Here is a 12,676-nt window from a genome sequence, read left to right as displayed (position 1 = left end):
CGAACAGGTTCAACAACGGGTGAATGCCACCGTGCAGGCCTATGGCCGGTACGCTCAGCCCCGAGCTGGCTGAGCATTTGATGGATGGGAATTAACAACCTTCCAAGCGATGCGCAAGTGGTTGATGCTGGCAACCAACAGGCAGCACGCTGAAGGCCAGTAATCGCACGACAAGCCTCCACGCCCCCGATGACTTTGGCTATACCTTCGAGCTGCCCCTCGGTACGGCAGGCGTTCCCCCCTCATTGCGCCGCGAGGAACGCGCGATACTGCGCCGCCGTCTGTTCCGGTCGCTCGACCATCGGCAGATGGCCGACGCCGTCCCAGCACTCCAGACGCGCATGGGGAATCCCCGCGATCCAGGTTTGTGCACTGGCCACAGGCGCCATGCGGTCCTCACGCCCCCACAGCAGTAAGGTCGGCACACGGATAGCGTTCAGCCAGGGCTCCATGCGCGGGCTGTCATGGAAGTCATCGAAGATTTCCGCGAGCTCAGGGCGCCGGTCGATATAGGTTTGCGACTCCGCCGCCAGCAACACCCCCGGGATCCAGGGTGGCGAGGCCATGGTCATGGAGAAGAAGCGATCGAACTCCGCCCGCGAGTGGATCAGAAAAGGGTTGCGGCCTTGCTTGACCAACTCCTCCACTTCATTGGGCTGCGGCAGGTTGACCCCCACGGGGCCCATCAACGCCAATGACAACACCCGCTCCGGGTAATGCGCCGCCAGCCAGGTGCCGACGTAAGCGCCCATGGAGCTGCCGACCACATGCACCTTGTCGATCCCGCTGGCGTCCAACAGCTCGACCATACGCTGCGCCTGGGTCGCGATGCTGTAGTCGCCTCCCGCTTCGAAGCCACTTTTGCCGTGCCCGGCCAGGTCGGGAATGATCACCTGATGGTCGGCAACGAAGGATCGCGCAAAGCGTATCCAGAGGTTCTTGTCGGCACTGAAACCGTGGATCAGCAACAGCGGCGGCGTATTGCGACTGACGCCGCCCTGAAGAGTCGCCAGGGTCATCCGTTCAATCGCCACCGGGACTTCCTTCAAGCGCGAGAGGCGCGCCTCAAGCAGCGTAATCAGGTCGAACAACAGCCCGCCCACACGCGGATAGGTCCACCATCCCCAAACGACGGCGAGGGCTATCAGGGCAAGGATCAAGAACATCAAGATTTCTCCAGATCAAGATTCGCGGAACCAGACTCCGCCCGACCGTTCGAGTCATAAAAGCAGAATGGGCATCCCCCAGCAAGGCGCCTGGATGGATCGGCGCGCAACTCTTGAGTGGCATATTGGCAAAGCCAGGGTTGCCAGCTCAGGCAGGATATCGACCGGTATTCGTTTACCCGGTCTGACAATCAGAACGCATGACCGGGCGACTCGGCATCAGGTGCGCGACTCAATAAATTCCAGGCAGCAGGCGCCAGGTGCGTGAACGATACGCCTCGTACTCCTCGCCGAACTCGGCCTTGAGCAAGGCCTCTTCCGAGCGCATGCGGGCTATCAGCGGGATCAGCGTCAACGCCGTCAGCAATACCCCGACGCCGGAGCGAAAAGCCAGTGCCCAACCCAACGAATTGACCAGCAGCCCGAGGTAGCTCGGGTTGCGCAGAAATCGGTAGAGGCCGGTGGTCACCAGCCGGTGCCCCGGTTGGATCGCCACCAACCCGCTGAAGCGCTTGCCCAACACGAACACCGGCCACATCCGCAACACGCCGCCAAGGGTAAACAGCAGCACACCAAACCAACGCACCGCCTCACCGCCAAAGGTCCACCAGCCCAAGCGAGCCGTCCAGGGCACCAGCCCCACCAGCATCAAGCCGAGGACGGCAATGACCGGGATCACCCAGCGATTGCCACGATCCTCACGCACGCCGGGGCTGAGATTGCCTTCGGTAAATAGCGCCGAACCCGCCAACAGCAGGGTCACCACGGCGATCACCAGCAACGCCGGCTGGGCGACAAACGCCGCCCAGCCGCCGAATCCCCACACCGCCAGCCAGAGATAGCCCAGCGTCGCCGCCATGCTGAAAAACGCCAAGCGAAGTGAGAGTTTCATGCTGTCCTCGACTCGGTAAACCGGATGATTTCAGTGTAGAAGCATTCGTCTCAGCCGTTGATTGGTAACGCTCTAGCTCGCGGGTTTGGCTCATGCCGATCGCCTGGAAGACATCAAGAAATCCGGCGTCTTGCGCGTCGCCTCGTTCGACAGCAACCCGCCTTTCGGCTTTGTCGATGCCAAGAGCAAGCAGATCGAAGGCCTGGACGTGGATTACGCCAAGGCCATCGCCGACAAACTGGGGGTCAAGCTGCAGTTGCAACCGACCAACCCGGCCAACCCGGTACCGCTGGGCATGCGGCCCGTTCAAGTCATGCGACTGATCATCCTGCCGCAGGCCCTGCCAATCATGCTGCCGTCGTTCCTCAACCAGTGGATCTCGCTGATCAAGGACACCTCCCTAGCCTATGTGATCGGCGTCGGCGAACTGTCCTTCGTGGCGACCCAGGTCAGCAACCGGGTGATGGTCCATCCCACGGAAATTTTCCTGTTTGTGGCCCTGGTCTACTTCGTGTTCTGTTCCTGCCTCGATTTGCTGACCAATTTCGCGACCAGCAAGCAGGCGGTGAAACGCTGAAAGTGCGTCTACGCTGCCCAATGTACTGCGCCGCACCTCGCTCCCGGTGATGAAGCGCGTCATTCAGGACCGAGCCCTTGCGCTTTAATATCTAAATCTGCCCGCGCGCGGCTGAACGAGAAAACGCCATTTTTACAGGCACTCAAAAAGATAGGCAAATCAAACAAATAACACCCAAAAAAGCGATTTAAACTAAGTAAAAAAAACATAAGCTACACAAAGCCATTTCAATCACATGGATGTGTTGTTCATGCTCACCAAAACGACTTCGGCCTTCAGTGCCGCGTGGGCGGATACCAAGCTCAAGATCAGTCATGTGATTCTCTTTGTCGCGGCGGTCTGCATCTCATTGATCAGCATCAGCATCTGGGGGGTCTGCAACTCCCTGGCGTATCACTTGCATGACAAAGAGGTCGAGATGTCAAACCTCTCCAAGGCCTTGTCGTCCAGCATAGCGGCCACCCTCACCCAAGCCGACACCGTCATACTCGGGGCCCAGCGGCGGGTAAACATGGAAGGCACTGGCGCGGAGGAATTGAAAAAACTGGAGGCGGTATTAATGGCCCAACAAGAGCGCCTGCCACAAATCCATGGCTTTTCCATTTACGACGAACAAGGTGGTTGCTTATTAAACTCAAGCGACAGAAACAAGCCCAACACAAATAACTCGGACCGCGACTATTTCATCTACCATCGCGACCATACCAGCGCCGCTCCGTTCCTGGGCCCGCCCATACGTAGCCGTTCAACAGACGAATGGATTATTACCCTGTCGCGCCGGATCAATCATCCTGACGGTAGTTTTTCCGGTGTGGCGGTAGCCACCCTTTATCTTAAATACTTCCTCAGCCTCTATGACAACATCGATCTCGGCAAGAATGGCATCATCAATCTGGCCTCCTCGACAGGACACATCATCGTACGCAAGCCCTTCAAGGACGCTGAAATTGGTACGGATATTTCAACCGGGGAGGTGTTTGCCTTATTGCAACCCGGGGTCACCTCGGGCACCGCAACAATAAGATCATTTGTTGACAGCATCGTACGGGTCATCAGTTTTCGCCGCGTCGATGGTTATCCCATGGTGGTCATTGCGGCTTTTGGAAGAGATGAGATATTGGCGGACTGGCGCCGCGAGTCCATTGCGAGCTTTATCATATCCTCAGTATTGCTGCTCATTCTCAGCCTGCTGGGCTATCGCCTCATAAGAACCATGAGCCAACAGATCCAGGCACAAAAAGAGCTGCAACACTCTGAAAGAGCCTATATAGAGGCGAACAAGGCGCTCGGGCAACTGGCACTCGAAGATGGCTTGACGGGGCTCTCGAATCGCCGCAGGTTCGACCTGTTTATCAACTCGGAAATAAGCAAGGCCAGGCGCAAGCCCGATGATCTCGCCCTCATCCTGATTGATATCGACCTGTTCAAGAAATACAACGACCATTACGGCCACGTACAAGGCGATGAATGCCTGAAAGCCGTGAGCAGCATTATCAAAAAAAATATCACTCGGGAAAGCGATCTGGCGGCCAGGTACGGCGGAGAAGAGTTTGCCATTGTCCTCTCGAACACCGACTATGTGGGTGCCTTTATTATCGCCGAGAAGATTCGAACGGACGTAGAGCGCAGTGCCATTCAACACGGCGAATCACCCGCCAAAATCGTCACTATCAGCATTGGCATCAGTGCGTTATCCGGATCAAAAGCCGATACCCCCGAGCATCTGATCGATATCGCTGACAAAGCCCTGTACGTGGCAAAATCCAACGGCCGAAACCGGACGGTTATTTCCAATAACTTGTCCAGCGCCCTGGTCTGAGGACCTCTGCACGGGTCAATGAGCGCGACGCGGCTGGCGCGCAAGCGTCGCAGTGATGCCATTAACGATCCGCCAAGCCAAACGCGGTTGCCAGGCTCTTCGCGCCTTTCGGTGTCAGGTGCAAGGCCCTGGAGTCGAGATGGCGGTTCACCCAGCCGCGTTTGAGCAACAGCTCCAGCAGGGCCGCGCCCAGCGCGCCGCCGATATGGGGTGAGCGCTCGCTCCAGTCCATGCAGGGATAGGCCAGACGCCGGCGCTGGCGCGCTACGGCTTCGATATCGATGCCCAATCGCGCCAACGCCGCGGCGCCCTTTTCCGTGAGGACATAGTCCTTGCCCTGTTCTTCAATCCAGCTTGCCTGCAACAAGGTGTCATGCAGCTTGACCGCGATTTCCCCGGCGCAATGGTCATAACAGGTTCTGGCCCGCTTCAAGGCAGAAGGTGTGCGGGACTGAAACGGCGCCGCACTGCGATCAGTGATCGATAACAACGCCTCCAGGGCCTGCGCCACCCGGGCGTTGGCCAGTCGGTAATAGCGATGCCGACCCTGAACCAGCATGTCCACCAACCCTTGTTCACGCAAACGCAAAAAATGGCCACTGGCGGTGGACGCGCCGATGTCGGCTACGGCCGCCAACTCCGTGGCCGTGCGCGCGTGGCCGTCCAGCAGACTGCAGAGCATTTGAGCACGGGCCGGATCGGCAATCGCACCGGCGACCGCCGCCAAAGAAAGATCAGCCGCTTCGACATCCATAGTTCACGCTCTCCCGAAGTATCCCTGTTTTTCATCATCATACTGATGCCAAACCACTTGAAGGGATTCACCGATGAAGCACTCGATTTTTTTTGGCCGAAAGGTCGTGGCGGCGACCTTTGTGATGGCGGTATTTGGCTGGGGGATCGGCTTCTACGGTCCACCGATATTCCTCTATGCGGTGCTTCAACGAACGGGCTGGTCGCTGCCCTTGTGTTCGGCCGCCGTCACCCTGCACTTTCTCGCGGGCACCCTGGTGGTGGTGAACCTCCCCGCCTTGTACAAGCGCCTGGGCCTTCCCCGCACCACCGTGCTGGGTTCGATCCTGCTCGGCGTCGGTGTCTATGGCTGGTCCATCGCCGAGCAACCCTACCAGTTGTTCCTGGCGGCCCTGTTGAGTGGACTGGGCTGGGTGACCATGGGCGCGGCCGCGGTCAATGCACTCATCTCCCCATGGTTTGTGACCAAGCGCCCGGCCGCCCTGGCGATGGCCTATAACGGTGCGAGCATCGGCGGTGTGATTTTCTCGTCCGCCTGGGTGTACCTGATCGACCGGATCGGCTTCACCCAGGCCGCACTTGGCGTAGGCCTGGTTTCGATAGCGACGATTGCCGTGCTGTCGTTCAAGGTCTTCAAGGTTCGGCCGGCAGACCTCGGGCAATACGCCGATGGGGCTGATCAGCCCCCAGCGCAGCCGACTGTCTCCTCGGGTAGCGCTACAACCGCGTTGTGGCGCGATCGTCGCTTCGTGACCCTGGCCGCCGCGATGTCCCTGGGATTGTTCGCCCAGATCGGACTGATTACCCACTTGTTCCTGCTGCTGGTCAGTCACGTCACGCCAGCAAAGGCTGGATTGGCGATGGGCCTGGCAACGGCGAGCGCCATCGCCGGCAGGTTCCTGGTCGGTTGGCTGATGCCGCCGAACGCCAACCGGCGCACCGTTGCCTGCATGAGCTATGGTTGCCAGTTGCTCGGCTGCCTGGTCATGAGCGGATTAGGCCGCTTCCCGGATCTGCTGTGGTTGGGGGTGATTCTCTTTGGCGCGGGAATCGGCAACGCCACCTCCTTGCCGCCACTTATTGCTCAAGCCGAATTCCCGCGCCAGCAAACACAGCGCGTGGTGACCCTGATCGTCGCCACCGCCCAAGGCTGCTACGCATTGGCTCCAGCATGCTTCGGTGCGCTGAAATCCTTGTCCGTAGGGACTCATGGCGAACTCTTGCTATTGGGCCTGGCGGCCGCGACCCAGGGCCTGGCGATAGTCGCGCTGGTGCTGGGTAACGGCCGCTCGGCGCAACGCTTGCCAGGACTCAGCCTGCCCGCGGACTGATCACGGTTTCGGCACCGAGGTATTGAGTGCCACGGCGGCGCGAACCAGCGCCGTCAACGCCTGCTCATCGATCCGCTCGCCCTCGCGCAAATTCCACCACTTCGGGGTCAGCCTGCACGATCAGCGCCCGGATCCGGGCGAGGGTCTCACCGCGCCAATCCCCCAGTTCCGCGATTCTTGCGTCGATCATTTGCGAGGCGCTCCCGCCTGCTTCGGTTTCCTTGCTCATGGCAGTTGTCGTCCTGTTCATGGCGGTTACCACTCGCCGGTTTCATCAAGAAAGCAGCAACGCTGTGCTAGTTTTTCTACCTCTGGCCCGGCAACTGGCACCGAACCCACGGGACTGGATCGGCGCCGGCTACTTGAAATAGGCATGGCACTTTCGGCTAAAGCGTCAAACGATTCAGACATCGCTAAAGAAAAATGCCTGGCGCAGCGTTATGTCCTTTAGGCGACATTCATGGACTTATTGGCGTTAGTCGGCAAACGATAGACAGGCTAAAGTCCCTCTACTGTTCTTGCTCCTGGATGACGTGCCTGATGACCCGCCCTCGTTTCTTGCCCGACAACTTCACCCTGACCCTGGTCAGCGTGGTGCTTCTCGCCAGTTTCCTGCCCGCCAGCGGCCAGGTCGCCGTCGGTTTCAGCTGGCTGACCAATATCGCCATTGCCCTGCTGTTCTTCCTGCACGGCGCCAAACTGTCGCGCGAGTCGATCATCGCCGGCGCCGGCCACTGGCGCCTGCACCTGCTGGTGTTCGGCCTGACCTTTGTGCTGTTCCCACTGCTGGGCGTCGCGCTCAAGCCGCTGCTGTCACCGCTGATTGGCGACAAACTGTATCTGGGCATGCTCTACCTCTGCGCCCTGCCCGCCACGGTGCAATCGGCGATTGCCTTCACCTCCCTGGCGCGGGGCAATGTGCCGGCGGCGATTTGCAGCGCGGCGGCGTCGAGCCTGTTCGGCATCTTCCTCACGCCCTTGCTGGTGACCTTGCTGCTGGGAGTACATGGCAGCGGCGGCTCAACCCTCGATGCCATCCTGAAGATCAGCGTACAACTGCTGCTGCCGTTCATAGCCGGGCAGATCGCCCGGCGCTGGATCGGCGCCTGGGTGGGGCGCAACAAGACCTGGCTGAAGTTCGTTGACCAGGGTTCGATCCTGCTGGTGGTCTACAGCGCCTTCAGCGAGGCGGTGAACGAAGGCATCTGGCATCAGATCCCGCTCTGGGACCTGGCTGGCCTGGTGGTAGTCTGCGGCGTGATACTCACGCTGGTGCTGCTGGCGTCCAGCGTGCTGGGCAAGGCCTTTGGCTTCGACCAGGAAGACCGCATCACCATCCTCTTCTGCGGCTCGAAGAAAAGCCTGGCGACGGGCGTGCCAATGGCCCAGGTACTGTTCGCCGGCAGCACCATCGGCGTGCTGATCCTGCCGCTGATGCTGTTCCACCAGATTCAGCTGATGGTCTGTGCGGTGCTGGCGCAGCGTTATGCAAAACGCCAGGAGTCGGTGGCTGAATTGATGGCCCAGGTTGATCCTTGATGGCTTCCAATCCACGGATAAGCATTTGGAGCGCATCCGGGTGGACCCGGGAGTTCAGCAGCTGCGTTCCGTAGAAGTGGGGGATGTCCAAGCATTGATTGAAATGATCCTGAAAGAACGACAGACATCAAATTCAGTGTGAAATGATTCCATGGTCAATCGCGTATTTGACCAGCGCCGCGGGCTTGTCGATATTGAGTTTGCGCCGGATGCTCAACCGATGGGTCTCCACCGTGCGCACGCTGATATCCAGTTCGCGGGCCATTTCCTTGTTGTTCATACCCTCGACCATCTTGCGCAGCACCTGGCTCTCGCGCGGCGTCAGCTCGTTATCGCTCTGCTTGTCGCTGATCAGCCGCTGCGCGATCGCGGCACTGTAGAAGGTCCCGCCGCTGGCGATGGCCTCAATGGCCGCAATGATTTCCCGTGAAGGCGAATTCTTCAGCACATAGCCGCTGGCGCCTGAACGCACGGACTCACTCACATACTCGGTGTTGTCGTACATGCTCAGGACCAGAATCTTCAGCAGCGGGTACGTCTTGCTCAGCACCCGGGTCAGCTCAAGTCCGTTCATGTCCTTCAGGCCGATATCCACCAGCAGCAGGTCCGGCTGACAGCGCTTGACCATCTCGAGCGCTTCGGTGCCACTCTCGGCCTCGCCCACTACTTCCAGGGCGGGCATGATCGCCAGCAAGGCCTTGATGCCATCCCGGACCAGGGAGTGATCGTCGACCAGGGCAACGCGGATTGGATAAACCAGGCTCATCAGGGACGTTCGCTCTTGTTGTGGGCTGAGTCAGTACTTTGTAGCGGGCATTTTAAGCGGCAGCAGCACATCCAGCACACTTCTTCCCGGCGTCGACGACAACTCGAAGCGTCCACCAAAGTGTTCGACCCGTTCACGGATATTACGCAGACCGATGCCAGAGTGACGCCGTTCGACCTGAGCGACGTTGAAACCGATACCGTCATCGACCACCGTCAAGCGTACCGACTCCGCGGACCCGCGCAGGGTAATCGAGACGTTGTGCGCCTGTGCGTGGCGCTCGATATTGGTCAGACCTTCCTGCACGATGCGAAACAACGAGACCGGTAGCCCATCGACCAGCTGGCAATCGAATTCATTGTTATCGTAGGTCACCATCAGCCCGCTACGCTGCTCGAACTCGGTGGCGAGCTGACCGATCGCCGCCGGCAGGCCCAGGGTGTCGAGCAACGACGAACGTAGGTCGTGCGAAAGGCTGCGCACTTCGCCAATGGCTTCCCCCAGGCGCTCGACAGCCTCTCGCAAAATGCCCAGGCCCCGGTCCTGCCCCTTCTCCAGCACATGACTGGCCAGCTCAAACTGAAACTTGATGGACACGAGGACCTGGCTGATACCGTCGTGCAGCTCACGGGATACCCGTGTGCGCTCCTCCTCCTGCAAACTGACGATGCGCTGGTTCAAGCGCTGAAGTTTCTTGTCGGCCAGACGGTGCTCACTGACGTTCAGCGTCATACCACTGGCGAACACCAGCAGCACCGCCACCAGGGCGACCACGGCAATCGCCAGCATCGTCTTGCGGATACCGTTGGCCACTTCGTCACGGGCCTGCTGGGTGGCGCGCTCGACATCCTCAAGGTAGATGCCGGTACCCAGCATCCAGCCCCAACGATCCAGCATCACCACATAGGCAAGCTTGTCGGTCACCTGCCCGGTAGAGGGCTTGTTCCAGGCATAGCGTTGAAAGCCTTCGCCTGATTCGGCACTTTTGAGCAGCGCCTGGATCACCGGTAAACCATGCGGGTCCTTCATGTCCCACAGGTCCTTGCCCACCAGCTCCGACTGCCGCGAGTGCATCAGGCTACGGCCTTGACGGTCATAGACGAAGAAATAACCATTGATCCCGAAGCTGAGTTTGCGCAGTTCTTCGAGGACTTGTTGCTGGGCGTGCTCGCCACCCTTGCCGTCATCGTAAAGCGGCGCGATCAGGCTTTGCGCCATTTCGACGTAGTTTTTCAGCTCCGCGCGCTTGCTGGCCAGAATGCTGTCTTCGATCAGTTGCGCCTGTTGATCGCCCAATTGGCGGTTCAGGGAAATCACCAGCGCGCAGATGACGGCGATGGCCAATACCAGAGGCAAAATCCCCAGGGCGACGATTTTGTGCTTGAGCTGCATTGCTATTCCTGTCCTGACCGAACGGGCGCCAAGTGGTCATTGGCGAATACCGGACCAAGGGGGCGAAGGCCGGCATCATATGCCAAAGATACGCCGCTCCAGTAGCGCTGTTGGCGACTATGACGACCGCATGTCGGTCACCCTCGGTAGAACTACGTAGACCCTGCGTACGTAGTCGTGCTGATTCATTTGTTGACGCCATACGTGGATATTGGCCTTGCTCCGCACAGCGGACACAATTATAAAAATTACCGCCGCAGTCCACTGGCTGTCGGCAGGAGACACGCAATGACCCGTCTGGCTAAACACCTCGCCTGGTTTGCCGTGGCCGTCCTGGGAGCTTTTGCGCTGAGTGTCGTGGCCCTGCGCCGCGGCGAAGCCATCAATGCCCTCTGGATCGTCGTCGCCGCAGTCGCTATCTACCTTGTCGCATACCGCTACTACAGCCTGTTTATCGCCAATAAGGTGATGCAGCTCGACCCCAATCGCGCCACTCCCGCCGTCGTCAACAGCGATGGCCTGGACTACGTGCCGACCAACAAACACGTGCTTTTCGGTCACCACTTCGCCGCCATCGCGGGCGCCGGTCCACTGGTCGGGCCGATACTGGCGGCGCAAATGGGCTACCTGCCCGGTACGCTGTGGCTGATCGCCGGCGTGGTGCTGGCCGGTGCCGTTCAAGACTTCATGGTCCTGTTCATGTCCACCCGGCGCAACGGTCGCTCCCTGGGCGACATGATCCGTGAGGAAATGGGTCGCATCCCGGGGACCATCGCCCTGTTCGGCTGCTTCCTGATCATGATCATCATCCTCGCGGTGCTGGCGCTGGTCGTGGTCAAGGCCCTGGCGGAGAGTCCATGGGGCATCTTCACCGTGATGGCGACCATCCCGATCGCGGTGCTCATGGGCGTCTACATGCGCTACATCCGCCCGGGCCGCATCGGTGAAATCTCCGTGGTCGGCGTGCTCCTGCTGCTTGGCTCGATCTGGCTGGGCGGGCAAATTGCCGCCGATCCGGTGTGGGCAAAAGTCTTCAGCTTCACCGGCCTGCAGATCACCTGGATGTTGATCGGCTACGGTTTCGTCGCCGCGGTATTGCCGGTGTGGCTGATCCTGGCACCGCGCGACTACCTGTCGACCTTCCTCAAGATCGGTACCATCATCGCCTTGGCGGTCGGTATCCTGATCACCATGCCCATGCTGAAAATGCCGGCGCTGACCCAATTCGTCGACGGTACCGGTCCGGTCTGGAAAGGCAGCCTGTTTCCGTTCATGTTCATCACCATTACCTGCGGCGCGGTGTCCGGTTTCCACGCGCTGATCGCGTCCGGGACCACACCCAAGCTGCTGGCCAGTGAAGGGCATGCCCGTTACATCGGTTATGGCGGCATGCTGATGGAGTCCTTCGTCGGGATTATGGCGATGGTCGCCGCTTCGGTGATCGAGCCGGGCGTGTACTTCGCCATGAACAGCCCGGCAGCCGCGGTCGGCGCTGATGTCGTGGCAGTGGCGCAGACCGTCACCAGCTGGGGCTTCGCGATCACCCCAGACGCCCTGCTGGCCGTGGCCAAGGACATCGGTGAAACCACCGTGCTGGGCCGTGCCGGCGGTGCGCCGACCCTGGCGGTCGGTATTGCGCAGATCCTCCACCATCTGCTGCCGGGTAAAGACAGCATGGCGTTCTGGTACCACTTCGCGATCCTGTTCGAAGCGCTGTTTATCCTGACGGCGGTGGATGCCGGCACCCGTGCCGGGCGTTTCATGCTGCAGGACCTGCTCGGGGCCTTCGTTCCGGCGCTCAAGCGCACCGATTCCTGGACCGCCAACCTGATCGCCACCGGCGGTTGCGTGGCCATGTGGGGTTACCTGCTGTACCAGGGCGTAATCGACCCGCTGGGCGGCATCAACACCTTGTGGCCGCTGTTCGGTATCGGCAACCAGATGTTGGCCGGTATCGCACTGATGCTCGGCACTGTCGTACTGATCAAAATGAAGCGCCAGCAATATGTCTGGGTGACCTTGCTACCGGCAGCCTGGTTGCTGGTCTGCACGATCACCGCCGGTTTCATCAAACTGTTCGACGCCAATCCGGCTATCGGTTTCCTCTCCCTGGCGAAGAAGTACAGCGTAGCGTTGGAGGCAGGGCAAGTGATTGCACCGGCCAAGGACCTCACCCAGATGCAGCACGTGATCTTCAATGCCTACACCAACACGACGCTGATGGGGCTGTTTCTGTTCGTGGTGCTCAGCCTCTTGTTCTATGCCATCAAGGTCGGCGTTGCGGCCTGGAGTCTCAAGGAGCGCACGGATAAGGAATCGCCGTTCCAGGCCATTCCAGAGGTCTGATCGAGGATTGCCCAGCTCGATGAAAAAAATGCCCCGTCTCGAAAAAGACGGGGCATTTTTCATGGGGTATCCGCAACAACTCGTTCCTTTAACGC

10 protein-coding genes and 2 pseudogenes are annotated in these 12,676 nt (G+C 59.7%); 6 read left to right on the top strand and 6 right to left on the bottom strand.

Annotated features, from left to right (window positions below; translation table 11 throughout):
* Window positions 1-242: 242 nt before the first annotated feature.
* Together AC07T0_RS07380 and AC07T0_RS07375 are read right to left on the bottom strand one after the other, a co-directional pair.
* Complete coding sequence (locus AC07T0_RS07380; protein ID WP_495000530.1) at window positions 243-1,166, bottom strand: alpha/beta fold hydrolase; 924 nt, start codon at window positions 1,164-1,166, stop codon at window positions 243-245.
* Window positions 1,167-1,398: 232 nt separating this feature from the next.
* Window positions 1,399-2,058, bottom strand: a complete 660-nt coding sequence (locus tag AC07T0_RS07375) for a methyltransferase family protein (protein ID WP_495000529.1) — start codon at window positions 2,056-2,058, stop codon at window positions 1,399-1,401.
* 85 nt (window positions 2,059-2,143) lie between these two features.
* Between AC07T0_RS07375 and AC07T0_RS07370 the strand changes: the two genes are divergently transcribed.
* From AC07T0_RS07370 to AC07T0_RS07360, 3 genes and pseudogenes are all read left to right on the top strand, one after another.
* Window positions 2,144-2,635 carry an ABC transporter permease subunit gene (locus AC07T0_RS07370; protein ID WP_495000528.1) on the top strand — a complete coding sequence of 164 codons (492 nt, stop codon included), beginning with the start codon at window positions 2,144-2,146 and terminating at the stop codon, window positions 2,633-2,635.
* Window positions 2,634-2,723 (top strand): annotated as a pseudogene (locus AC07T0_RS07365) (AsnC family transcriptional regulator); the annotation flags it as partial. The gene AC07T0_RS07370 and the pseudogene AC07T0_RS07365, both read left to right, overlap by 2 nt.
* Before the next feature lie 162 nt (window positions 2,724-2,885).
* A complete protein-coding gene (locus AC07T0_RS07360; RefSeq protein ID WP_495000527.1) occupies window positions 2,886-4,454 on the top strand; it encodes a sensor domain-containing diguanylate cyclase in 1,569 nt (522 codons plus the stop codon).
* A gap of 61 nt (window positions 4,455-4,515) precedes the next feature.
* Here AC07T0_RS07360 and AC07T0_RS07355 read toward each other — a convergent pair whose 3' ends face one another.
* Window positions 4,516-5,208: an ArsR/SmtB family transcription factor gene (locus AC07T0_RS07355; RefSeq protein WP_495000526.1), complete on the bottom strand. Its 693-nt coding sequence runs from the start codon at window positions 5,206-5,208 to the stop codon at window positions 4,516-4,518.
* Window positions 5,209-5,281: 73 nt separating this feature from the next.
* On the opposite strand from AC07T0_RS07355, the gene AC07T0_RS07350 reads away from it, so the two are divergent.
* Window positions 5,282-6,538 (top strand): MFS transporter, encoded by a 1,257-nt coding sequence (locus AC07T0_RS07350; protein WP_495000525.1) that lies wholly within the window; start codon window positions 5,282-5,284, stop codon window positions 6,536-6,538.
* A 91-nt stretch (window positions 6,539-6,629) separates the two neighbouring features.
* Here the strand turns inward: AC07T0_RS07350 and AC07T0_RS07345 are convergent.
* Window positions 6,630-6,767: pseudogene (locus AC07T0_RS07345) on the bottom strand (DUF1801 domain-containing protein); the annotation flags it as partial.
* Window positions 6,768-7,078: 311 nt separating this feature from the next.
* Here AC07T0_RS07345 and AC07T0_RS07340 point away from each other — a divergent pair.
* A complete protein-coding gene (locus AC07T0_RS07340; protein WP_495000524.1) occupies window positions 7,079-8,077 on the top strand; it encodes a bile acid:sodium symporter family protein in 999 nt (332 codons plus the stop codon).
* Between the two features lie 133 nt (window positions 8,078-8,210).
* Here the strand turns inward: AC07T0_RS07340 and AC07T0_RS07335 are convergent, their stop codons facing one another.
* Window positions 8,211-8,843: a response regulator gene (locus tag AC07T0_RS07335; protein WP_495000523.1), complete on the bottom strand. Its 633-nt coding sequence runs from the start codon at window positions 8,841-8,843 to the stop codon at window positions 8,211-8,213.
* 30 nt (window positions 8,844-8,873) lie between these two features.
* Window positions 8,874-10,235, bottom strand: coding sequence for a cache domain-containing protein (locus tag AC07T0_RS07330; RefSeq protein ID WP_495000522.1), 1,362 nt, complete (start codon window positions 10,233-10,235; stop codon window positions 8,874-8,876).
* 288 nt (window positions 10,236-10,523) lie between these two features.
* Here AC07T0_RS07330 and AC07T0_RS07325 point away from each other — a divergent pair, with 288 nt between their 5' ends.
* The gene (locus tag AC07T0_RS07325; RefSeq protein ID WP_495000521.1) at window positions 10,524-12,581 is read left to right on the top strand and encodes a carbon starvation CstA family protein; all 2,058 of its coding nucleotides are present in this window, start codon (window positions 10,524-10,526) and stop codon (window positions 12,579-12,581) included.
* Window positions 12,582-12,676 lie beyond the last annotated feature (95 nt).

The sequence above is a fragment of the Pseudomonas sp. GW821-FHT04D07 genome (genome assembly GCF_059420225.1).
This window is presented reverse-complemented; position numbering and strand designations above follow the sequence as displayed.